The organism is Streptomyces sp. NPDC017448, assembly GCF_044330565.1.
GTDB lineage: Bacteria > Actinomycetota > Actinomycetes > Streptomycetales > Streptomycetaceae > Streptomyces.
The window spans coordinates 57043-79990 of sequence record NZ_JBIRLM010000022.1 but is presented as its reverse complement, the minus strand read 5'-3'; the positions used below and the strand labels follow the sequence as shown (position 1 = coordinate 79990).

General features: G+C 71.0%; 20 protein-coding genes. 5 read left to right on the top strand and 15 right to left on the bottom strand.

The window, feature by feature from the left end; genetic code table 11:
- Nucleotide 1 precedes the first annotated feature (1 nt).
- From ACH4K1_RS28030 to ACH4K1_RS28010, 5 genes are all read right to left on the bottom strand, one after another.
- Nucleotides 2–1852 (bottom strand): CRTAC1 family protein, encoded by a 1851-nt coding sequence (locus tag ACH4K1_RS28030; protein WP_398092400.1) that lies wholly within the window; start codon nucleotides 1850–1852, stop codon nucleotides 2–4.
- Nucleotides 1853–1908: 56 nt separating this feature from the next.
- Nucleotides 1909–2895, bottom strand: coding sequence for a DUF1702 family protein (locus tag ACH4K1_RS28025; protein WP_398092359.1), 987 nt, complete (start codon nucleotides 2893–2895; stop codon nucleotides 1909–1911).
- 83 nt (nucleotides 2896–2978) lie between these two features.
- On the bottom strand, nucleotides 2979–3959 hold the full coding sequence (locus ACH4K1_RS28020; protein WP_398092358.1) for a DUF1702 family protein: 981 nt from the start codon (nucleotides 3957–3959) through the stop codon (nucleotides 2979–2981).
- A gap of 336 nt (nucleotides 3960–4295) precedes the next feature.
- Complete coding sequence (locus tag ACH4K1_RS28015; RefSeq protein ID WP_398092357.1) at nucleotides 4296–4739, bottom strand: winged helix-turn-helix transcriptional regulator; 444 nt, start codon at nucleotides 4737–4739, stop codon at nucleotides 4296–4298.
- Nucleotides 4740–5260: 521 nt separating this feature from the next.
- Nucleotides 5261–6442, bottom strand: a complete 1182-nt coding sequence (locus tag ACH4K1_RS28010; protein ID WP_398092356.1) for an IS701 family transposase — start codon at nucleotides 6440–6442, stop codon at nucleotides 5261–5263.
- Nucleotides 6443–6746: 304 nt separating this feature from the next.
- Between ACH4K1_RS28010 and ACH4K1_RS28005 the strand changes: the two genes are divergently transcribed.
- The gene (locus ACH4K1_RS28005; RefSeq protein ID WP_398092355.1) at nucleotides 6747–7370 is read left to right on the top strand and encodes a TetR family transcriptional regulator; all 624 of its coding nucleotides are present in this window, start codon (nucleotides 6747–6749) and stop codon (nucleotides 7368–7370) included.
- 2181 nt (nucleotides 7371–9551) lie between these two features.
- Nucleotides 9552–10478 carry a ScbA/BarX family gamma-butyrolactone biosynthesis protein gene (locus ACH4K1_RS28000; protein WP_398092354.1) on the top strand — a complete coding sequence of 309 codons (927 nt, stop codon included), beginning with the start codon at nucleotides 9552–9554 and terminating at the stop codon, nucleotides 10476–10478.
- Here ACH4K1_RS28000 and ACH4K1_RS27995 read toward each other — a convergent pair.
- Nucleotides 10475–11404, bottom strand: coding sequence for a transposase family protein (locus tag ACH4K1_RS27995; RefSeq protein ID WP_398092353.1), 930 nt, complete (start codon nucleotides 11402–11404; stop codon nucleotides 10475–10477). The genes ACH4K1_RS28000 and ACH4K1_RS27995 overlap by 4 nt on opposite strands.
- Nucleotides 11405–11462: 58 nt before the next feature.
- Between ACH4K1_RS27995 and ACH4K1_RS27990 the strand changes: the two genes are divergently transcribed.
- Nucleotides 11463–11789, top strand: coding sequence for a hypothetical protein (locus tag ACH4K1_RS27990; RefSeq protein ID WP_398092352.1), 327 nt, complete (start codon nucleotides 11463–11465; stop codon nucleotides 11787–11789).
- Nucleotides 11790–11822: 33 nt separating this feature from the next.
- On the opposite strand, the gene ACH4K1_RS27985 is transcribed toward ACH4K1_RS27990, so the two are convergent.
- The 6 genes from ACH4K1_RS27985 to ACH4K1_RS27960 form a co-directional block, all read right to left on the bottom strand.
- Nucleotides 11823–12032: a hypothetical protein gene (locus tag ACH4K1_RS27985; protein ID WP_398092399.1), complete on the bottom strand. Its 210-nt coding sequence runs from the start codon at nucleotides 12030–12032 to the stop codon at nucleotides 11823–11825.
- 520 nt (nucleotides 12033–12552) lie between these two features.
- Nucleotides 12553–13596, bottom strand: a complete 1044-nt coding sequence (locus ACH4K1_RS27980; RefSeq protein ID WP_398092351.1) for a hydroxyacid dehydrogenase — start codon at nucleotides 13594–13596, stop codon at nucleotides 12553–12555.
- A 38-nt stretch (nucleotides 13597–13634) separates the two neighbouring features.
- The gene (locus ACH4K1_RS27975) at nucleotides 13635–14486 is read right to left on the bottom strand and encodes a carbohydrate ABC transporter permease (protein ID WP_228994452.1); all 852 of its coding nucleotides are present in this window, start codon (nucleotides 14484–14486) and stop codon (nucleotides 13635–13637) included.
- Nucleotides 14483–15427, bottom strand: coding sequence for a carbohydrate ABC transporter permease (locus ACH4K1_RS27970; protein WP_398092350.1), 945 nt, complete (start codon nucleotides 15425–15427; stop codon nucleotides 14483–14485). Before ACH4K1_RS27970 ends, ACH4K1_RS27975 begins: the two co-directional genes overlap by 4 nt.
- Nucleotides 15424–16764 carry an ABC transporter substrate-binding protein gene (locus ACH4K1_RS27965; protein ID WP_398092349.1) on the bottom strand — a complete coding sequence of 447 codons (1341 nt, stop codon included), beginning with the start codon at nucleotides 16762–16764 and terminating at the stop codon, nucleotides 15424–15426. The genes ACH4K1_RS27970 and ACH4K1_RS27965 overlap by 4 nt, the downstream gene beginning before the upstream one ends.
- A gap of 428 nt (nucleotides 16765–17192) precedes the next feature.
- Complete coding sequence (locus tag ACH4K1_RS27960; protein WP_398092348.1) at nucleotides 17193–18269, bottom strand: substrate-binding domain-containing protein; 1077 nt, start codon at nucleotides 18267–18269, stop codon at nucleotides 17193–17195.
- Between the two features lie 277 nt (nucleotides 18270–18546).
- On the opposite strand from ACH4K1_RS27960, the gene ACH4K1_RS27955 reads away from it, so the two are divergent.
- Both ACH4K1_RS27955 and ACH4K1_RS27950 read left to right on the top strand, forming a co-directional pair.
- Nucleotides 18547–19602: a substrate-binding domain-containing protein gene (locus tag ACH4K1_RS27955; protein WP_398092347.1), complete on the top strand. Its 1056-nt coding sequence runs from the start codon at nucleotides 18547–18549 to the stop codon at nucleotides 19600–19602.
- Between the two features lie 315 nt (nucleotides 19603–19917).
- Nucleotides 19918–21423: a right-handed parallel beta-helix repeat-containing protein gene (locus ACH4K1_RS27950; RefSeq protein WP_398092346.1), complete on the top strand. Its 1506-nt coding sequence runs from the start codon at nucleotides 19918–19920 to the stop codon at nucleotides 21421–21423.
- A 107-nt stretch (nucleotides 21424–21530) separates the two neighbouring features.
- Here the strand turns inward: ACH4K1_RS27950 and ACH4K1_RS27945 are convergent, their stop codons facing one another.
- From ACH4K1_RS27945 to ACH4K1_RS27935, 3 genes are read right to left on the bottom strand one after another with little or no spacing between them, the layout of a single operon-like run.
- Nucleotides 21531–21860: a hypothetical protein gene (locus ACH4K1_RS27945; protein WP_398092345.1), complete on the bottom strand. Its 330-nt coding sequence runs from the start codon at nucleotides 21858–21860 to the stop codon at nucleotides 21531–21533.
- Between the two features lie 12 nt (nucleotides 21861–21872).
- On the bottom strand, nucleotides 21873–22010 hold the full coding sequence (locus ACH4K1_RS27940) for a hypothetical protein (protein WP_398092344.1): 138 nt from the start codon (nucleotides 22008–22010) through the stop codon (nucleotides 21873–21875).
- Complete coding sequence (locus ACH4K1_RS27935) at nucleotides 22007–22837, bottom strand: hypothetical protein (protein WP_398092343.1); 831 nt, start codon at nucleotides 22835–22837, stop codon at nucleotides 22007–22009. The genes ACH4K1_RS27940 and ACH4K1_RS27935 overlap by 4 nt, the downstream gene beginning before the upstream one ends.
- Nucleotides 22838–22948: the final 111 nt, after the last annotated feature.

The following is a 22948-nucleotide window of genomic DNA, read 5'->3' as shown; positions in this document are numbered from 1 at the left end:
GTCACTTCTCCTTGGCCTGGCTGGCGAGCTCGAAGCTGTGCCTGCCGGGGGCCAGCCTCACTTCCTGCTCGTGGACCTCGCCCTGGCGGTCGCGCCAGGTGAGCGTTGCGGGGACCTCCGCGGGAACGTCCTGGCCCAGGCCGATGTGGAGGTCGGTGGTGCGTTTGCCGGAGTGGCCGCCTCCTCCGTCGACGCGGGCGATGCGCTTGCTCCCGTCGGGCAGTTCGACGCGGACCTCGGCGCCGATGACCGGGGCGCCGTCGGGGTGGGTGAGGTCGAGTTCCAGCCAGGAGCCGGGGTCGGGGGCGGTGTTGCGGTAGAAGACGGGTTCGTCCCACTGGCGGGCGACGGCGAGGTCGAGGCGGCCGTCGCCGTCGACGTCGCCGGTGGCGATGCCGCGGGTGGGCACCGGGTCGCCCAGGCCCAGGACGGTGGAGAGGTTGGTGTAGCGGCCGGTGTCGTGGTCCTTGGCGAAGAACCGCATGCGCTGGCTGCCGGCGAGGTCGTCGCCGTGGCGGACGTTGGGCCACCAGGTGGGGTTGGCGACCAGGGCGTCGTTGGCGGTGGCGAGTTCCTGCAGCTGGGGCCAGCGGTTGTTCTTGCCCTTGACGAAGCCGAGGGCCTGGGTGATCTCCAGGTCGCCGTTGTTGTCGAAGTCGCCCATCTTCACATCCCACCCCCAGCCGGACCAGGCCAGGCCGAGGCCGGTGGACTCGTCGCGGTAGGGGGCCTGGCCGCGGTGGAAGCGCGAGCGCAGGTCGGCCTTGTCCCGGGCCTGGTTGACGAAGGCGAAGTTCGACTCCTGGATGCCGAAGGAGGTGGTGATGTTGCTGACGAACATGTCGTACAGGCCGTCGTGGTCGAGGTCGCCGAAGTCGACGCCCATCCCCTTGAAGGAGCTGCGTCCCAGCTCTTTGGACTTGGGGGTGGTGGCGGTGTGGACGGTCTTGACCTCGCGGAAGGTGATCCGGCCCGGGCGTGAGGTGTTGTGGAGCAGGGCCGAAGTCCCGAAGTCGTGGGCGAGGTAGACCTCCGGGAGGTGGTCACCGTCGAGGTCGGCGGCGGACGCGCCCAGGGACCATCCCTGGTTGAGGTCTTGGGGCAGGGCGTCGTCCGTCTTGCGGAAGCCGGAGGGGGTCCAGCGGAAGAAGTGGCCACCGCCGCCGTTCTGGGCGTGGGAGAGCGAGTCGTTCATGGTGACGTCGCCGTCCTTGGAGGGGTCCAGGACGGGGCTGTCGGGGAAGTAGTTCCCGATGTAGATGTCGTCGTGGCCGTCGCCGTCGAAGTCGGCGACGGCGGCGGTGTTGCTGTTCCACAGCGGGCCCGTGTAGGCGGGGCCGGTGGTGCCGGGCAGGAGTTCGGTGGGGGTGAAGGAGGAGGCGGTGAGAGGGGCGCCGCCCTTGCCGCGGTTGTGGAAGATGACGGGGGTGCGGCCCCAGTAGTAGACGAGGAGGTCGATGGCGCCGTCCTCGTTGAAGTCGCCGGGCAGGCAGCCCATGGGGGCCATGGTGGCGCTGGTGGGCAGGGGGGCGGGGTCGAGGGCGAAGGGCGGGTAGGCCTTGCCGCGGGTGGGGGCGGGGGTCACCACCGCCTGGTCGGTGCGGGGGTCGGTCAGGCACAGGTCGTCGGAGAGGCCGTTGCCGTCCATGTCGTTCACAGCGATGCCGGCGCCGACCGAGGAGATCCACGCCTCGATGTGCTGGTAAGCCTTGTTGACTTTCCTGACCTTCTGGGTGGGCAATCCTCCGGGCAGGGCTATGGCCATCGGCTCGAAAGCGAAATCGGCTGCTGTTTCCCGGACGTCGGCGGCGGAGGGTTCGGGAAGGCGAACAGCGTAGAAGATGCTCGCCATGAGGGTGAGCGCGACGATGCCCGGGGAATTCCTGCGTAGCCAGTTCTTCGCCATGGTCACTGATCGGCACCTTTCCGGAGAGTCGATGCGGAGGCGAGGTGGGCGGAGATGTCTCTGCGCCAGTTCTCGTAGGCCGGAAGCGCGTTGGGGGAGGCGGCGGCGGGTTTGAGGGCGTTGCAGATCCGGGAGGCCTCCTGGACGGAGATCCCGCATACGGCGCGGGTGGCCCGGTGGGTGTGCTCGCTCACCAGTGCGGCCCGGGTGCGGGCCTCGGCGGCGAACGCCGCCCCCTGGGCCAGGGCCCAGCGGTGTTCGCCGGCCTGCCGGGCGAACAGGGTGAGCTCTTCCTCGGTGGCGCCCCCGGCGTAGGTGCAGGCCAGTCCCGCGCCGGCCCACAGGTCGGCGTGGCGGGGCGGGGCGTAGGAGGCGATCAGTTGGGCGACCGTGGCGGGGTCGGTGCCGCCGACGAACCACAGGGCCCGGCCTATGCCCTGGTCGATGGCGTGGGCGGTGTAGTGGTTGTGGCCGCCGTTCCAGCGCAGGGGCGGGGGCGGGGAGGGGTCGCGGACGTAGGCGGGGGTCTTGAAGTAGGCCTGGTGGAACCCGAACCCGTCCAGGGCCAGCCACCGCAGGAGGGGGTCGGTGGTGCGGATGTCGGGCCACAGGGGGCGCGGCAGGCGGGCCATGGCCCAGCCGATCCCGACGTGGATCATGTAGTCGTGGTGGCGGCCGCGGCCGGCGAGCAGGCCCGCGAGGCGGCCGCTGTGCCCGGGCAGCGCGTCGTGGACGACGGCGCCCATCGCGGCCCCTTCGTAGGCGAAGCCCCGCAGGTCGTGCGGCACCGTTTCCAGCAGGTCCTCGGCTTCGGGCGCCGAGGACGCCTGGAGGGCGAACGCGTACCCCTGGAGGAAGGTTTCGCCGATTTCCTCGAGACGCTTTCGGGATTCCGGGTTCTTCACATGGAATCCGCGCACCTTCATGGTGGTCTCGGAAATGGGAGGTGTGAGTAGCCGGCGCCGAAGCGCACCGAATGCAGTAGACACCGCGATAGACCGCCCCTCGTGACCGAACAATTCCGCGACGAATGTATCCGTGGTTCCGAAACGGCCGTCCACTCCGAGCGTGCTCAGAGGGGGACGGCGGGCAGTTGCTCGCGCACCCGGCGCCGCCAGATCTCGTAGGCCGGCAGGGCCCCTGCCTGGTGGGCGGGGACGGCGCAGGCGTCGGCGAGTTCGGCGGCGGCGGGGACGTCCAGGGCGCTCAGGGCGTGGAGGGCGGCCCGGGTGTGGTCGGGGACGTGTCCGCCGTGGTGGCGCGCCTTGGCGGCGAAGACCGCGCCCTGGGCCAGGTGCGCGGCGTGCGGGCCGGCGTGGTGGCGCAGGGCCGCCAGCGGGCCGGGGGCGCCGCCGGCGAAGGTGGCGGCCAGGCCCACGCCGCTCCACAGGTCGGGGTGGCGGTGGGAGGCGAACGCGTTGAGGGCGGCGGCGACATGGTCGGTACGGGCGCCGTGGATGAACCACAGGGCGCGCCCCAGCCCCTGGTCGGCGGCGCGCGGGAAGTAGTCGGCGTTCCCCTGCCAGGGGTAGGGGCGGGGGCGTCGTTGTTGCTCGACGCGGCGCGCGGTGTCGAAGTAGGCCTGGTCGAATCCGTAGCCGTCCACGGCCAGCCAGTTCATGGCGGGGTAGTGGTCGGGGGCGGTGAGCGGGGGCAGGATGCGCTTCCACAGGGGGCGGGGCAGGCGGGCCATGGCGAAACCGATACCGATGTAGTTCAGGAAGATGTGGGCCCTGCCGCCCTGGCCGTGCAGGAGGTCGCGGGTGCGGTGGCCCCGGGGGTTCATCGCGTCCCGGATCGCGCAGGCCATCGTGGCGCCCTCGTAGGCGAAGCCGCGTACGTCCGCGTCGACCAGGGACAGGCGGCGTTCGGTGTCGGTCAGGGAGCGGTCGCCGATGGCCCATTCGAAGCCGCAGACCACGGCCTGCGGGACGCTTTCCAGGGTTCGGGTCTCCTGGGTGGGGGGGATGTCGAATCCCCGGCCGGCGAAACTCACCTCGCTCAGGGAGGGCGCCATGACCGTTCTGCGAAACGCTCCCATGATGGACGTCACGATCCCTCTCCTCCTCCGGCCGCCCGGACGGGGCGGAGGGGATCATCGTGGGGCGGAGCGCGGGGGCGGGGCATCTTTGGTCGTGCGCTGCCCCCGGCGATCACCCCGAACGCCGCACCGCCACCTCCTCCTGCACCGCCCCCCGGCGGGCGCGCCGCAAGCACCGCGCCGTCACTTCCCCCACCACCCCCCGGGGGTCACCGCAGGCGCCGCATGGACACCACCTGCACCACCCCCCGGCGGGCGCGCCGCAAGCACCGCATGGTCACCTCCTGCACCACCCGCCGGTGGTCGCCGCAAGCACCGCGCCGTCACTTCCCCCCCACCTCCCGGGGGTCACCGCAGGCGCCGCATGGTCACTTCCTCGTCGCCGACTTCGTGGCCGCAGTGCGAGCAGCGCAGTTCGATGTGGGCCTCTCCCCCGCATCCGGTGTGCTCGGCCCTGCGCGGGGGGCCCAGGCGGGCGGGCAGGTTCCGGTCGCCCCACTGCGTGAGCGCGATGACCGAGCGGGTGAGGTCGCGTCCGGCGGGGGTGAGGACGTACTCGTGGCGAAGGGGCCTGCACTGGTAGGGGACGCGCTCCATGAGTCCGGCCTCGACCAGGCGTGCCAGCCGGTTGGTCAGGACGTTGCGGGCGATGTCCAGGCTGGCGAGGAAGCCGTCGAAGCGGCGGACGCCGAGCAGCGCCGAACGCACGATGAGCAGGGTCCAGCGTTCACCGACGACTTCGAGGGTCCGGGCCAGACTGCAGTCCTGCCCCTCGTATGTGTGCTTCAGCATGATCTCACCGTGGGTGTCGTCTCCGGCCGTGCGGGAGGGGCGGGGGGCGGCAGGCCGGGAACGGCAGGGCCGGGGGCCGTGGAGCCCGGTGGGCCGGGGGCCCGGAAGGAGGCCGGGAGGCCCGGGGGTGGTCGGGAGGCGGGGGGCCTGGGGGCGGGAGGTCTGGGAGGTGGGACCCGGTCCGGGAGGAGGCCGGGAGGCTGGAGGCGGGGACCGGAAAGGGACCCGGGGGGGGTGAGGGCGGGGACCGGAAGGGGGCCGGAAGGGGGTGGGGGCGGTGGGAGCGGGGCCTGAGGGCGCTGGGGGAGGTCGGGAGGCTGGAGGTCTGAGGGGGATCGGGAGGTCGGAGAGGGGCGGGAGATGGCCGGGAGTCTGGGAGGTAGCCGGGGGTCCGGGAGGGGATCGGGAGGTCGGAGAGGGCGGGAGGTGGCCGGGGGCCCTGGAGGGGGCCGGGGGTCCTGGAGGGGGCCGGAGGCCCGGGGTGGGGGTTGGGGGCCCTGGTGGGGGTTGGGACGGGGGGATCAGGCGGCTTTGGTCAGGTCGGTGGCCGCGAGGTGCCCGACCCGGTGGTAGGCGTAGGCCGCGGAGACCAGGGTCATGTGGTGGTGCCAGCCGGGGTAGGAGCGGCCTTCGAAGTCGAGCAGGCCGAAATCGCTCTCCATGCGGCGCACCGCTTCCTGGCTGCGGGACAGCAGCCGGGTCAGCGCCGCCAGTTCGGCCGCCCGGGCGTGCGTGAGGCTGGTGAGCCACATCTGCGCCGGCCGTCTGCTGTTCTCCGCGGCCAGGGTGAACAGGCAGTAGGTGCGCGGGGGGAAGGAGGGGTGGGTGTCGGGCAGGTAGACGCGGGCGGAGGTGACCGTGAGGCGCTGGCGGCAGGCGTCGGTGGCATCGAGCGTCTCGGTGCGGGTGAGACCGGAATCGAACTCGAACAGGCTCCGGGCGGCCAGCGCCAGGCCGCGGTCCCCGGCGTCGGTGGGGTTTTGCAGGTGCAGGTGGCGGCCCAGGACCACTTTGAAGCCGGCCGGCACGGCGATGACGAAGTCGCGGTTGCGTACCGCAAGGCCGCGCACGAGGGTGTGGGCGCCGGGCGCCGTGGCCAGGTCGGCGACGACCGGGACGGGGGCGGTGCGGCTGTTGTCCATGAGGAAGTCGGTCAGGGCCAGGGCGTGGTCCTCGACCGGCTGGGAGCCCACGTCGTCGGGGATGCGGACGCGCAGGCGCCGGCGGGGGTCGTTGGCCCAGGCGCCGGGCAGCAGCAGACGCCAGTGGACCGGGAGAGCCTCCTCGGCGGTGGCGAGGAAGGCCCCCACCCCGACCTGGCAGGTGGCGGAGCGGCCGGTGGCCGGATCGAAGCGCCGGTGCACACCGCAGGAGTGCTCACCGCGTTTGCGTATCACCGCGAAGTCCAGGAGCCAGGCCCGCGGGGCCAGCCGGGTCTCGGCCCAATGGGCCATCTCCCGCCGTACCGGCATCCAGTCCCAGGGGCTGGCGTTGACGAACTGGTGCAGCGCCTGGGGAGCGGTCGGGGAGGTGGAGACCGAAGCGGCCAGCCGCCGCACGGTCTTCTTGCCCCGGGTCCGCATCAGGGCCTCGATATGGGCCCGGGCCCACTTGCGCTGGTCGGCACGCGGCAGGTCCTCGAAGAGTTGGTCCACGAAGGCCGGTAGCGGGTACCGGGCCTCGGCCGAGGCGCTCGTCACCATGGCGTGTCCCCTCCCAGTGATGGCTGACGGAATACCTCCGCACGACCATAGCGAACGTCCTCCTTTTTTCTGACAGCGCTTCAGCGGGGCCGCCACTTCGCCAAGTCGTCGCGAGAAGGACAGGAAGAAGGGCCCGGCGGCACGACACCTGATACGTCTTGGGCAAGTCCCCCTTGGCTGGCGCCGATGAGGGGTTCAGCATCGTCCTGCTGACGCCATGGAAGGCGAAACGAGCAACTCGCCCGGGTGCTCGGCAGCCGTGCACCCCCATGCGTCCGTCCACGCGCAGGTATCCGGAGGCAGCATGGTGAGACAGAAACGAGCTGTACGCACCCGTGCGGCTGTGGTGCGCACCACAGCCGCGGAGATCGATCTCAAAGGCTATGACGGCACCTCCCTCTCCTCGGTCAGCAAGACGGCGGGGATGTCGATGGGAGCGCTGACCTACCACTTCCCCTCCAAGAACGACCTGGCGGACGCCGTCTGGCAGGCGGGGCAGTCCCTGCTGGCCGAAGCGGTGGACCGGGTGGCCGCGAACCCCGCTCCCCCGCTGCTGCGGGTGATCGAGCTCAGCCTGGTCATCGCGGACCTCATGGAGAACGAGACCACGGTACGGGCCGCGGTCCGCCTCTCCTGGGAAGCACGTTCCCCCTACCCCTGGACCGACTGCTGGCTACCGGAAGTACGCAGGCTCCTGGACGAAGCGCACCGCATGGGCCAGCTCGATCAGGACTCACCCGTCGAAGACCTCGCCGTGCTGGTCCAGCACCTGGTCGACGGCACCGCCGCCTGCCTCCGCGCCCGGCCCGGCACCCAGCGAGAACGCCTCAGTGCCGGCGCGCAACTCGAACGGCTGTGGGCCCTGGCCCTGAGCGGGGTAGCCGAAACAAGCACCCACGGCATAACCCTGCCCCTACCAAAACCCTGAACCCCCCACCCCCCAGCCCCCCCCCCACACCCTGAACCACCCACCCGCCCCCCACCCTTGAAACCCCCGACGCCCCCGACACCCGCGGGGCTCTGCCCCCACACCGCCCCGGCAACGCCGGCCCGGGCTGCGCACGACCCCGCACCCCACAGCGTCCCCTGCACACTCCTCACCGCCCCACCCCGCTTCACCGAACACCCCACCCCTCCTTCCGGAACCCCACCCCTCCAAGACACCCCGGGCCGCCCCCTACACCGCCCGCCCCCCGCCCCCTCCCTGGAGCTCCACCAGCCCCGCCGGACGCGCCGGCGCCCCGCCGGGCTTCCCCACCCTCCCCGGGCCCCCACCCCGCGGGGCGCCCCCGGGCACCGGGTACGCCCCCCGCCCTCCCCAGAGTTCCCCCCTCCCCTCCAAGGCGTCCGGATTCCGGCCCGGTCGAAGTGGCCCGCCTCGCCCGGCACTCCACCAAACCCCCGCCCCCCCTGGAATCCCACCGAACCCCTATGCACCCAACGGGACTTCACCAGCCCCCGCGAGGCCCCCGCCCCTCGGACTCACCGAACTGCCCTTCCCGCAAAGGGGGTTCACCCCGCACCGCAAGACACCTGACTCCCCGCCACCTCGAACTCCCCTGTTTCGCCGGGGGGGAGGGTTCACCAGACACCCGGGAAACAGGACCCCAACCCCGCCCCCCCTCTGTCACCCCTGGAACTTCCCCGTGCCTCGCCGGGAAACAGAACCCCGACCCCACCACACCGCCCTGCCCTGCCCTGCCCCCGGGCCTTCACCCACCCCAACGGGGCGCCCGGCCCCTAGACCGCCGAACTCCCCTACCCCCACCGGCACTTCACCCCGCACCGCAAAGCACCCACCCCCCCGACCCGCTGCCCCCCCCCCACCCGGGACTTCACGACACCCCGCCGGGAAACAAGGCCCCGACCCCACCACACCGCCCGACCCCCCAAAAACCCACAGAGCCCGAGGAACACCCCCAAGAATTTCCACCAGGCCCTGCGACGCCCCCGCCCCCGCCGAACCCCCTTGCCTTTCCCAGGACTTCACCACCTCCCACGGGCCCCCGGAACCCCGCCGAACACCCGGGCCCCCGGGACTCCACCCGCCCCACAAGGCACCCGCCTCCCGGACCCTCCGAACACCCGGGCCTCCCCCCGGGGCCCCACCCGCACCGCAAGGCACCCAGCCCCCGCCCCCCGTGCCCGCCCCCCGACCCCCGCCCCCCGGCCCCCGGCGCTCGGCCCCCGGCTCCCGGCCCCCGGTGCTCGGCCCCCGGCTCCCGGCCCCCGGTGCTCGGCTCCCGGCTCCCGGCTCCCGGCTCCCGGCTCCCGGCTCCCGGCTCCACCGAACTCCCCCGATCCCCTCCGGGACTTCGCGATGTCCCACTGGGTTCCCGGACCCCGGCCCTGCCGAACGCCCTTACTTTCAACGGGACTTCACCAGACCCTGCAGGGCGCCCGACCCCGCCAGACTCCCTGCGCCCACTGCCCTCCCCACAATCCCGCCGAACCTCCTGCGCGCCCCCGGCGAGACCCGGCCCGGAGAGAACGAAGCCGGAAGGACGAACCCACGAAAACGGGAGCCGGGGAAGGCGGAAGCCGGGAGGCCCGGGCCCCCGGGGGGTGCCCTGGGGAAAGCCGGCCCCGAAGAGAGCAGAGCCGGGGGCCGGGGAGGGCGGAGCCGGGAAGGTCGGGCCCCCCGGGGGACGCCCTCGGGAAGGCCGGGGCCGGAGAGACCGGAGCCGGGAAGCCCGGGCCCCCGGGGGCCCTCGGGAAGGCCGGGGAGGGGGGCGGGACTTGCGCGCGAGAGGAGGGTGGGGAGTCGGGCCTCGCGGTCGGCGTCTTCGGCGGGCGGGCGGCCCCGTTGCGCCGCCCGCCCGCCCGCCGGAGCCGGCCGCCCCCCGGCGAGGGAACAAACACCACCCCCGGTCACGCCGACACGCCGACACGGTGCAGGACCGCACCCGCCCGCGCCCACCCGCCCCCACAGCCCCGCGAGGAGCCCACCCCGCCCCGCCCCGCAACCCCTTCCCGCTTCGGTTCGGCCACCGTCCGGCTACGGAATCATCACCTCGACAAAAAAAACGAACACACTTATTTTACTGAGCGAGCCCTTCGGCCAAAGATCCGGAGGGCATACGTACGCACGCCCCAGGGGGGTAGAGGCATGCTCGGTACGGACGACCGTCTCACCACGGTAAAACCCACACCGACCACGACTGTCGCCAACCAGTACGCACACCGGCCCCCACCCACGGACATCCACCTCACCGGCTGGAAGAAAACCGGCCCCGACTCCCACCTGGTCAGCGCCCGATGGCCACGCCGCCACAGCTTCTACCACTCCCCCCACGGCGTCCACGACCCCCTCCTGCTCTGCGAAAGCCTGCGCCGATGCGGCCTGCTCCTGACCCGCACCACACTCAAAACCCCACCCGGCCACCACCCCACCTGGACCAGCCTGCGCTACTCCGCCAACCCCGCAGCCCTCCGCATCACCACCACCCCCACCACCATCGAAATGCACGCCCAACACACCGAAATCCACTACCAAGGCACCCTCCCCACCACCACAACCCTCCGCGTCGAAGTCATCCTCGACGCCGCCCTCCTCGCCGTCGCCACCCTCACCTTCGACCGCCCCACCCCACCCACCCACCACCACCACCCAACCCCCCCACCCCACCCCCCCACCCCACCCATCCCCCCCACCACCGCAGGACGCACCAGAAAACAAGACGTCGTCCTCTCCCCCACCGACGACCCCCACCGCTGGCGCCTACGCCCCACCCCCCACCACCCCACCCTCCTCCCCCACCCCACCCCCCACGCCCCCCACATGCTCCTCCTCGAAGCCATCCGCCAAGCCAGCCACGCCACCCACCCCACCCACCCCACCCACACCCCCACCACCATGCACGCCACCTTCCACCGCCCCACCCACCTCCACCACCCCTGCTGGATCGAAACAGAAACCCACCCCACCCCCACCCCCAACAAAACAAACAAAACAACCAAAACCACCCACATCAACGCCCTCCAACACGGCCACCTCACCCTCACCGCCACCACCCACCTCACCCCACCCACCTAAGGAGTTGGTGCGTGATAGCGGGTGAAGCGTGTTTGGTCGGAGACGAGGCCGACGATGGCGCGGTAGGTGTCGGGCAGGCGGTCGCGGCGGTGGGTCCAGCGCGTCGGTTGCTTCCAGCGTTTATGGTCGGCGAGGGCGTGTTCGACGGTGATGCGGTCGGATGAGTGGCCGTGACGGTCGCGTTCCCCTTGTTCGACCCTGCCGGGCAGTGCTCCCGGGCGGGGTTTTCTGGGTGGCGTGTTCGCTTGTCCTCGGTGGTCGCGGCTCAGGCCGAGGTAGCCGTCGTCCAGGAGGACCTCGACGTCGGGGAAGTGTTGGAAGCAGATGGCGATGCCTTCGTTGCGGGCGGCCGTCGCGTCGTGCATGCGTCCAGGTCGCAGGGCATCGGTCCATAACGTGCGGCCCTGCCAGTCGGCGATCACGGTGGCCTTCATCGTGTTCTGCTTCTTCTTGCCCGACACGAACGCCCGGCGACCACCGCGGTTGGCCTGCGGCCGGCGGACCTGGATCTCAGTGGCGTCCAGCCGCAGCTCGACGCCTTCGGCCTGGGCATAGGCGAACACGTCCGGCAACGCCCGCAGGCCGGGACGGTCGGGAACCGCGCACCCCCGCTCGGCCAGGAGCGGACGTATCTCCCCGATCGCGCGGGTGATGGTGGAGCGATCGACGCCGAACAACAGCCCCAGCACCGAGTGCGGCAGGTCGTGCCGCAGATGTATCAGCGTGGCCACCAACCGGTCGACGAACACCAGCTGGTGACGGGCGCCAGTACCCGCAGCCCGCTTCCTGATCCCGCCTCGTGCAGCATGACGACGACCTTCGACACCGGCCTGCCACGACACGGCCAACACCTCTACCAAGCAACCCAGATGACGCCGCGAGACTCCGGTTAACAGCCGATGCGCCAGAACCGCCCGACTGACCATGATCGCCCCAACCGGACCACGCCACCTGCCAGCAACGACGCCTCACCCGCCCTCGCCCTTGCCCAAGCCCGTCGCCGATCTCGTTCGGGACTACCTCCGGTCGCTCCCGGCCCGCACACCCACGGTGAACCTCTCCGCCCGCTGGCTCTTCCCCGGCCGCCGCCCGGGCCAGCCGATGAACCCGACCAGCTTTCTCGGCCCCCTCCGTGACCTCGGTGTCCCGGCTCCACGAGCCCGCACCTCCGCCATCCGGCATCTCGTCCTCCAGGCCCCCGCGCCGGCCATCGCCAAGGCCCTCGGCTACCACGCCAAGACCGCCAGTCGGCTCGTCACCGAGGCCGACGGCACCTGGAGCCGATACGCCCCCGGCGAGCACACGCGGTGAGCCGGCACGTTGTATCCCGGTTGGCCACTCTCGTCACTCGGGCAGCGAAAAGCCCAATTCGCGCAGGCGAGGCAGGCAGGCTTCGAGGCACTGCTCCACGGAGGCGGCATCGGTTCGCACAAGGATGTCGTCGCGCAAAGGGGCACCACTGGCCACGAATGTCCAGGGCTTGCGCCGCTCTGCCATCCGTTCGGCATCGGCCTTGAAGAGCACCGTGATGCCCTGTTCAGCCAGTGCTTCCATGATCGCCACAACATCCACCGGTGATCTCCCCCTCAGAATGCCGGAAAACAGATGACCGGGCCCTGGAACACGCCTTGGCGGACAAAGCGACGCTCTGCGGCATCCCTGAGCGCCAGGTGACGGTCTATCGGCACCTGTTCGTCGCAAGGAGGTCCGGGAAGTGCTCAGACTGCCGGGCGAGAGCGATCGACGCCCCGCCCCCGCCCTGAGTCAGGCTTCTCGCGCGGGCGGGCCCCTTCAGCCATCCGCACGCGCACCCAGCTCCAGGCCGCTGCAAGACGGAGCACATCCTCGTAGACGATGGCGAGACCATTCGCCCCCACAGCCAGGCCCCTCCACCGCTCGAGAGGGCCGGCGCACCGCTCGACGGTTTTGCGCTGCTCGTCCCCTCCCCCACGGCCTGGGGCCGGGTGGGGGTGCGGTGACAGGTGCCGTCCCGCTCAGGCCCACTCCGGCACCGCCTTCAGGCCACCGCGATCCGCCCCACCGCCCGCAGGCGAAAAGGCGCGCGGTGTGCCCCTCACGCCGTGCGGGGGATGTCCTCCTCCACCACCGGATGCGCGAAGGGCTCTCCCGCGGACCAGCGGGCGAGTTCGTCCACGGCAGCCGCGGCCAGCCGGTGCAACTCGCCCCCCAAAGAACCGGCGACATGCGGAGTCAGCACGACGTTCTGCAAGTCATAGAGCGGCGAATCCGCAGGCAAAACCTCCGGAACCGTGACGTCGATAACCGCGTTGAGCCGCCCGGAGACCAACTCGGCGGTCAGAGCGTCCTGATCGATGAGAGAACCCCGCGAAGTATTGATCAACGTACTGCCGTCCCGCATCAGAGCAAGTCTCCGGCCGTCGATGAGATGACGAGTACCCGGAAGCTCAGGGGCATGCACGGTCACGATGTCGCAGGTCGCGCACAGTTCGTCGAGCGTGACGGAGCGGGCTCCGAGGCGCACGGCCTCGGCCGGTTCCACGTAAGGGTCGTGGAGCAGCAGGTCCAGGTCATAGGGACGGAGCAACTCCAGAACACGGCGGCCGATAAGGGAGGCCCCCACCACCCCGACCGCACGCCGATAATTACCCGCCTGCGGATAGGCGACCTGCCAGTCATACGCCGCACGACGGGCCCGATAATCCTCACGAATGCCCAACAAATCCTTATTCGCCAGCAGAACAAACGCCACGGTGTACTCAGCCACCGGCAACGCGTTCGCCCAGGCGGCAGACGCGACCTGGACGCCCCTCTTCCAACAGGCGTCGGTGATGTGGTGCTTCACCGACCCCGCCGCGTGCACGACCGCCCGCAGGCGCGGCGCCGCGGCCAGAACGGTCTCGTCGATCGGTGGGCAGCCCCAGCCCGAGACGATCACCTCCACGTCCGCCAGCGCGGCCCGGGCCCGTGGGGTGGTGAAGTCGTCGAGAACCAGTCCGGGGTCGATATCGGTGAGGGCGACGAGCCGGGCCGTGGTGGGGGCGTCGAAGAGGCGTGCTACCAGGTCCTGGTGCATGGCGAGGACGGCGCGGGGGCGGGAGCCGGTCCTGTCGTCGGCGGACGGCCGGGGGTCGGACATGGGCTTCTCCTCGTAGGAGTCGGCGTGGACGGGGGCGCTCACTTGACGCTTCCCGCGGTGAGACCGGCCTTCCAGTGCCGCTGGAGGAGGACGAAGGCGAGGATCAGCGGGACGACGGCGAGCAGCGCCCCGGTGACGACCAGCGGGTAGTACTCGGGGAATGACCTGGTCTGCACGTTCCAGGTGAACAGGCCCAGGCTGACCGGGAAGAGCTTGTTGTCGGAGAGCATCACCAGCGGCAGGAAGAAGTTGTTCCAGATGGCGGTGAACTGGAACAGGAAGACGGTGACGAACCCGGGCATGACCATGGGCAGACCGATCGACCAGAAAGTGCGCAGCTCCCCCGTTCCGTCCACGCGTGCGGCCTCCAGCACCTCGCCGGGCACGTAGCCGGCGCAGAACACGCGGGAGAGATAGACCCCGAACGGATTGACCAGTGAGGGCAGGAAGACGGCCCAGAAGCTGTTGACGAGGCCCACTTCGGAGGCGAGCAGGTACATCGGCAGCGCCAGCGCCGTGGTGGGGACCATGACCCCGACCAGGACCAGCCCGAACACCTTCTCCTTGCCGGGGAAGGCGTAGACGTGGAACACGTATCCGGCGGCGACGCAGATCAGGGCGCACAGTGCCGCGCCCAGCCCCGCGTACAGCAGCGAGTTGGCGTACCAGCGGAAGTAGATGCCGTCGCCGGTGGAGGCCAGGTCGGCGAGGTTCTTGCCCAGGTGGAAATTGTCGGGCCCCAGGGTGTTCCCGCCGAGCAGGTCGGCGGTGTTCTTGGCGGCTGCGGTGAGCAACCAGCCCAGGGGCAGCAGGGTGTAGGCGGTGGCCAGGACCAGCACACCGTTGACGACCGCTCTGGACAGACTCCAGTGCCGGGGGGAACTGCTCATGCCGCAGCCTCCTTCCGACGGTCGGACCGGGGCCGGGTCAGCCGGGTGACGGCAAAGGACAGGATCGCGGCGGCGGCCGCGAGCAGGACCGAGGAGGCCGCGGCGAGACCGTAGTCGCTGCGTTCGAAGGCGGCGGTGTAGGCGTACATGTTGGGCGTCCATGCGGAGGTGACACCAGGGGCGGTGCCGTGGAGGATCATCGGCTCGGTGAAGAGTTGCAGCGACCCGATGACGGTGAACAGCCCGACCATCGCGAGGGAGGCGCGGATCAGCGGGATCTTGATACTGAACGCGGTGCGCACCGGGCCGGCGCCGTCGACGACCGCGGCTTCCAGCACCTCACGGGGGATGGCCTGGAGTGCGGCGTAGAAGATGACCACGTTGTAGCCGGTCCACTGCCACAGAGCCATGTTGACCACGGCCGGCAAGGGGCTGCCGAGCGGGTCGGGCCGGGACCCGAGGGCTTCCAGCACGTCGAGCACCGGGCTGATGCCGGGGGTGTACAGGTACATCCAGATCAGCGCGGCGATGATGCCGGGCACCGCGTGCGGGATGAAGAGGGCGAGCTGGAAGAACCGCTTGGCGCGCGCCAGCGTGGAGTCCACCAGCAGGGCCAGCGCCAGCGCGAGGCCGATCATCACCGGGATGTACATCAGGCAGTACAGGGCGATGTTCACGAATCCGTCGAGGAACGCCTCGTCCCTCAGCGCCCGGGCGTAGTTCCCCCATCCGGTGAAAAGGGTTTCCGTGCCGCCGAACCCGAGGCCGCCGCGCTGCTCGGTGTAGAGGCTGAGGTGGACGGCGTAGCCCACCGGCACGAGGGTGCAGGCGGTGAAGAGCAGCAGGAACGGGGCGAGCAGGACCGCGGGAGCGCCGTACCGCCCGCGCCGCCCGGGGGTGGCGGCGCGGAGGGGTTCGGCCCGGGTGGTGCGTGTGGTCACGGGGCGACCTTCAGCCCGCGGTTCTTGAACTCGTCCAGGGTGGCCTGCTGGGCGGTGGTGAGAGCGTCGCCGATGGTGCCGGTCCTGCCGGCGACCTTGCCGAAGGAGTCCTTCAGCGAACCGTTCGTCACGCCCATGGCGGGCCCCCAGGTCCAGCCGGGCTTGATCGACTTCGCGGCCTCCGCGTAGACGCCGTAGATGTCCTGCCCGCCGTAGAACGTGGTGTCGAAGGCCTTCTTCGCGACGGGGAGCAGCGCGGTGGCCGCGGGGTAGGAGGACGAGGTTCCCGAGTCGATGCGGGCCTTCATGCCTTCCGGGGTGGTGGTGGCCCAGGTGGCGAACTCGACGGCGGCCTCGGCCTTCTTGCTGTCCTTGGAGACCGCGAAGGTGGTGCCGCCGAGCATGCCGCTGGAGGGTTCCCCGTTCCAGGTGGGCATCGGCGCCACCGCCCAGTTCCCGTCCATGCCGGGGGCCGATCCGAGGTTCGCCTTCAGGACGCCCGCGCCCCACGACGCCCCCAGGTAGCCGGCCGTCTCCCCCTTCTGGAGCGAGGCCGTCCACTGCTGGCTGAACGACGGTTGGACCTGGACCAGGTCGTCGTCGACCAGCTTCTGCCAGTAGTCGGCGGCCTTGTCGGTCTCCGGGCTCGTGAGGTCCACCTTCCAGGCGTCCTTCTCGGCGGTGAACCAGCGGGCGCCGTTCTGCCAGGCCATCGCCTCGAACGTGGTCGGGTCGTCCGGGAAGAACGTGGCGATCCGCGTCTTGGGCTGTGCGGCCTTGAGCTTCTCGGCGGCCTTGCGGAACTCGTCCCAGGTCCGGGGCACCGTTATGCCCGCCTTCCGGAAAAGGTCCTTACGGTAGAAGAAGGTCTGCGGAGCGACGTCCAGGGGCAGGGCCCAGGTCCTACCGCCGAGCGAGGTGAGTTCGCTCGCCTGCGGCAGGTACTTGCCCTGGAGGCTGTCGTCGACGAGCCCGCTGATGTCCTGGACCGCCCCCTGGCTGACGAAGTCGGGCAGCTGCGGGTACTCGATGTTGAAGACGTCCGGAGCGTTTCCCGCCTTGACGGCGTTGGCGATCTTCGCGTACCCGCCGGCGTTGCCGGCGGGGATCTCCTCGAACGTGATCCGGATGTCCGGGTGGGTCGCGTTGAAGTCGGCGACGACTTCCCGGGTGCCCTTGGCCCAGCCCCAGAAGGTCAGGGTGACCGGCTTGCCGTCGGCGCCCGCGGCGTCGTCCTGCTCGCCTCCGCAGGCGGCAAGCAGGGTTCCGCACAAAGCGGCCGCGGTGATCGCGGCGCCGGCGCGGACTCTGCGGCGGGAGAACATGGATGAACGCATGGCACGACTCCTAAGAGGGAGGGCACGGAGCCCGGACGGCCTTGTTCGAGAAGGTGACCCGGGGGCGATTGCCAGCCATCCTGAGGATGCGGGTGATCGAAGTCAAGATGCATGGATCGAATGATCGATACGATCACGAGAAGCAGCCGAGCCCACCGCTCTGGAAAACCGCCGTGACCTGCCAATAGCGTTGACACGACCGGCCCGGCCCCAGAGATCACGATCATGTCAAGCAGCTCATTTGACCTGATCTTTTTGACGAATGATCAGTCAGCTCCCGGGGGCCCGTTCGGAGAGTCCCGCCCGGCGGGACCGGGGACGAGGACCAGGAACCAGGAACCGCGGGAAGGCGACGACCTCCGACCGGTTCATCGCTCCCGGGGCGCAGGACGCGGAAGCCATGAGATCCGCAGACGCACGGAGGCTCGTCAGCCTCCGCAGGACGTGCGCACGCGAAGGGTGGGCAACAGCGACGTACGGCTCACCGGCAGGTAGCGGCCGCCGGTGAGCCGCCGCAGCAGCAGGGCGAGCGCCGCTTCGCCTACCGCCCGTTTCGGCGGGGCGACCGCGGTCAGCGGCGGAGCGGCCAGCGCCGCGAACACGTCGTCATAAGCGATCAGGGCGATGTCGTCCGGCACGGTGAGGCCGAGCGCCCGGAGCAGAGGCGGGAGCTGGATGGCGTCCTGGTCGTTGTGGACGAGCACCGCCCGGGTGCCGTTCGCCGCCGCCTCGGCGATCCGGCGGGCGAGGCCCGCCGGGTCGGGGCCCGATCCGGCGGGCCTGAGCGTGTCGAGCACCGGCGCCGGCTCCATCCCGAGCAGGCGCGTCCCCTGGACATAGCCCGCCCGTACCTCCTCGGCGGTCCACGAATCGCTCCGCGCGGCCAGCAGCACGCTGTCGTGGCCGAGACGGGCGAAGTGCCGCAGCGCCCTGAACACCCCGGCGCGGTGGTCGGACCCGACGGAATCCAGCTGTGACCCGGGGCCGTCGAAGGTCGGGGAGCGCCGCTCCACGAGCACGGCGGGAACCGGCAGGGAATCCAGCCACGCGCAGTCTTCGCGGCCCAGGCCGGGGAGCAGGCCGGGGGCGAGCAGGAGCCCCTGGGCTCCCGATTCCAACAGCTGCTCGGCCTGGGTCAGGTCGTCGCCCGCCCCGTACGGCGCGATGCCGAGCACCAGGCGGAGCCCGGCCTCCGCGGCAGCGGAACGGACCCCGTCGATGACCTCGTCGAAGTACGAGCCGACGGACGGGACCAGGAGCCCCACGGTCTGTTGCGCGGGGGCCCCACCCCCTCCTGCGGGATTCTCCGGGGAGGCGTGGTCGAGGGAGACGTAGCCGTGGGAGCGCACGACGCGCCCCGCATCGGCCAGGGCGACCACGTCCCGCCGGACCGTGACGGCGGGGATGCCCAACCGCTCGGCCAGCTCCGACAACCGGACATGTCCGCCCAGCTCACCGATTGTCGTCACGATGAGCCTGCGGCGCTCTTCTCCGGAAATACGCATCCCGTCCTCCACCCCTCGCATCACACCCTGCCACCCGCCCATCAACGATCGGACCGTATCATTCGATCGCTGTTTTGATCAGAATGGCCGCATCCGTGGAAGGGCGCGTGGCGAGGCGCATGCCACCGCGCCCTCCGCCGCGCACCCCGGAAGGGCCTGGGACGTGCGGCGGAGGGCGGCCCGTCCGGTCGCCGGCCGGGGGCCGGGCGAATGGTAGATTCCCGAGCGACCGGGGCCGCCATCAGCGCTTCGGTGGGTCACCGGCAGGGGGAATGCCATGTCGATCTCGGCCGACGAACGCCGTGCCCGGATCCTCGCAGAGGTGCAGAGGCTCGGCTCGGTACGCCTGGTCTCCCTCGCGCAGCGACTCGGCATCCCGGCCGTCACCGTACGGCGCGACGTGGCCGCCCTCGCCGACGCCGGCGCGGTCCGCAGGACCCACGGATCGGTGTCCGTCGCCACCGGCGGCGACCATCGGCCGCCGGACGGCCCGCTTCTGGGCCTCCTCGTGCCCGCGGCGGCCCAGTACTTCGGGGACGTCATCGCGGGAGCCAGGGAGGCCGCCGGCGCCAGAGGAGCCCACCTGGTCCTCGGCATCTCCTCGTACGAGGCCAGCGCCGACAGGGACCAGGTCGAGCAGTTGCTCAGGTCCGGGGTCGACGGGCTCCTCCTCGCCCCCAACTGGACGCCGTCGGACCGGCCGGACACCCACGCGTGGGTCGGTGAACTCGATCCGCCCACCGTCCTGGTGGAACGGCGCCCCGCCCTGGACAGCCCGGCGGCCGAACTCGACTCGGTCTCCTCCGACCACCGCCACGGCGTCCTCACCGCACTGCGCCACCTCTCCTCGCTCGAACGCCGACGCGTCGCCCTGGTGGCCCGGTGCGACACCTGGACGGCACACCGGGTACGCGAGGGTTACCTCGACGGTTGCGAACTCCTCGGGCTGACCGCGGAACCCGTGATCGACAGTGTCGGCCCGCAGGCGGACCCCGAAACGGTCGCCGATCAGATCGTCCGGGCCCGGGACCGTGGAATCGACGCGGTACTGATCCACAACGACCAGGACGCCATCCAGCTGCTCCCGATCCTGCGAAACCGGGGCCTGCGGGTGCCCGAGGACCTGTCCGTGATCAGTTACGACGACGTCTTCGCGGCCCTGGGCGCTCCGCCGCTGACCGCGGTCGCCCCGCCGAAGAAGGGCGTCGGGGCCGAAGCGGTCGACCTGCTGCTGCGCAGGATGGCGGACCGCGTCTCCCCACCGCCGGTGCGCCACGTGCAGTTGCTGCCCACGCTCACCGTCCGCGCGTCCTGCGGCGGCACGGCCCGCTGAACACCGCCGCAACGCGCCGGGGCCCCGCCCCGCCCGCGTGAAGACGCGGGGCGGGCACCCTGACCGGACGGCCGGGCCCCGGGGGCCGGGTGCCGCCCGCCCCCCCAGTCGAACGGGCCGGGGCGCCCGGCCGTCGCCGCCACCGCCCACCCCTGGACCCCGCGCGTCCGCGGCCTCCGACCAGGAGGGTTCCTGCGCGCCCATCTCCCTTCCCGGGGAGGTCATTTGATCAATGATCGATTGAATGATGTGAATCTCTTGACCTGATCAAGAGTGACCTCTACTTTCAGGCCACCCACCCCAGGAGGTACTCGCATGGAGATCAGGCTCATCCGAAGGAGCACGGTCGGTCGGCTGCTCTTCGCCGCGTCCGTCGCCCTCGCCGGCACGGCTGTCCTGCCCGCCCAGCCGGCTCTGGCCGCCGGCTCCACCACCTTCGTCGACTGCTCGCGGCCCACCGCCGGAGCCGGCACCGAGGCCAGCCCCTTCAACAGCGTCGCCCAGGCCAACGGCAGGACCTACGGGCCGGGCGACACGCTGGCCTTCGCATCCGGGACCACCTGCACGGGGGCGCTCGCCCCGAAAGGCAACGGCACGTCGGACGCGCCCATCACCCTCACCCGCTACGGGACGGGCGCGCTGCCCCTCCTGAACGGCGACGGCGCCTCGGACACCGTCTCGCTCACCAACCAGGACCACTGGAGGATCAGCCACCTCAGGATCACCAACCCGGCCGCCTCTCTCGCCCGGCGCACCGGTCTGCGGGTCTCCGCCAACGACGGCCGGAACCACACCGGATACGATATCGGCAACCTGGTGATCGACCGCGTCGCCGGCCAGACCGACAAGACCGGTTCCGTGACCGAGGACTACGTCCAGTCCGCAGGCATCGTCACCGGGGCCACCGGGGCGAACACCACACTCAACGACGTGCACGTGCACCACAACACCGTCAGCAACACCGGAGGCGGCGGCCTGAAGATCCGTACCGGTTCCCTGGCCCACAAGGGCGGCGGCGTCCTCGTCGAACACAACACCGTCAAGGACGTCGGCGGCGACGGCATCATCGTCAGCTACGCGGACTCCCCGATGATCCAGTACAACGACGCGTCCGGTATGGGCAACGGCGTATACCCCTTCTCCGGCGGCAACTTCGCCGGAATCTGGGTACTCGGCGACCACAACCCGACCATCCAGAAGAACGCCGTGTACGACATCACCAAGATGTCCGTCGCCGACAGCCAGGCGTTCGACTGCGACTGGGGCAACACCGGCACCTGCCTCATCCAGTACAACTACAGCCGTGACAACATCGGCGGCTTCTTCCTCGACTGCGACGGCTGCGGCACCATCGGCGGCGCCCAGCAGATCATCCGGTACAACATCTCCGAGAACGACTGCCGGATGAGCAGCAACAGCGCCGGTCGGTCGGCGCTGCACCTGTACAACAACGTCTTCTACTGCGTGGACAAGAAGTTCGCCGTCACGCTCCCCACCCGGAGCGTGGTGGAGAACAACATCTTCGTCGGCACGTCCGACTCGCGGCTGCCCACGGGGTCCGGGATCGCATGGAAGTGGAACGTCTTCCAGGGCGTCCCCAGGCCCACGGCCAACGGCATCGTCGGCGACCCCCGGTTCGTCGCTCCCGGCACCGGCGGCAGCTCCATCCACGAGGTGGACGGCTACCGGCTGAGGTCCACGTCGCCCGCGCTCGGCAACGGCGCGGTCATCGCCGGCAACGGCGGCCGTGACTACTGGGCCAACCCGGTCTCCGCGACCGCCAAGCCCAACCGCGGCGCCTACCAGGGCCCGGGGCTCTGACCGCGCCCGGGCCCGCCATCGCCGCGAACACGATGGCGGGCCCGGGATGTCACCGGAGCGGGGGCGGGGCGGGCCCCGAAGGACGGGGCGTCACTCCCCCGCCCCGCTCACGTTCCGGGGATCCAGCCGGACGACATCCAGGTTGCTGCGGCGGCTCCGCCGAGAACGCAGACCGCCTTGTCCGCCCACCGGGGCGCCCCGAGCCGCGCCGTGGCGTGGGCCGCCTCGACGGTGATCAGCAAGCCGCTGATGAGGACGAGCGGGGCGTCGGCCCAGGTCACCTCCGGCCGGCCGATGGCCAGCCAGCCCGCGGTGATGCCGAGAAGGCAGAGAGCGGTGTACAGCGTGTACGGCTCGGGCCGTGGACCGGTGCGGTTCTTCGCGCGGTGGACGAGGATCACCGCGAGCTGCGCGAGCAGGGCGGGGAGGGCGAGCATGGGTGACGGCTCCTAGAACTTGCAGGCGGTCTGGATCGCGGAGATGCCGAGCAGGGCGGTGACCGCCTCGCGGTGCGTGGCCGTCATCTTGCGGCGCTTGGCGTAGGTCCGGATCAGGTTGGCCGTCTTCTTGACGCCGATCCGCTTCACGACCAGCCGTTGGAGCGCGCGACGCGCTTGGTGCTTCCGGCGCAGTCGCCGGGACAGCCGACCTTGAGGTCGGTGCTGACGGACTGGTCCGTGGTGTCGCCGCCCTGCACGAAGGTGTCGAACAGGACGTCGAGCGCGTCGGTGGAGGGGTCGATGACGACCGGGTACCGCGTGCGCTCGTCGTTCAGCCAGACGGCGTCGGGCCGCAGGCTCAGCTGTGCGGTGTTGCCGGACTGGGCCACCTCCATGGCGACCGTCCTGCGGTTGGTGTGATCGAGCGAACGAGGGTCGACCTGGTCGTCCCACATCGTGGGGGCGGCCATCGTCGCGACCAGTTCACCCGCCTCGTCACGGAAGTCGACGCCCCCGGCGGGAGCGGCCGCGGCCCGCATGCCCTCGGGCAGGACGAGGGGCAGCACCATGGGCGCTCCCGCCTGCGGGGCCTTGTGGAGCTTGAGGTACTGCTCGAAGCCGGTGCGGGTGGCTTCGACGATCAGATCGCCTCCGGGTACCGCTTCCGGGTAGGTGGCCGTGTTCCCGGACGGCCTCGGGGCGGGCAGGCCGCCCTTCCACCGCATGGCTGTCTTCCGGTCGCCCTCGCCGAGCGGGACCAGGTCGCGGGCGGCATCCCGCGGAGCCCCTGCGGCGGCCTTCAGGGAGCGGGCCACGGTGCCGCCCGCACCGGCGAGACGCAGACCCCCGGGGTGTGCGGCGGCGTCCAGGGGTTCCGTGACCGCCTGTTCCGCTTCGGGTCGCGCGTTCGCGTTGCCGCCGTCCGCGACAGCCCGGTGCGGCGTGGCCAGCAGAACGGCGCCGGCCGTGATCATGGCGACGCTCCCCGCGCGCCAAGCCGACTTCAACTGCTGTTCTCCCCTTGATGAGCTTGCTCGCCGTGCAGATGTTCCGGAAAGCAAAGCGTCCTTATATGGATCATATAA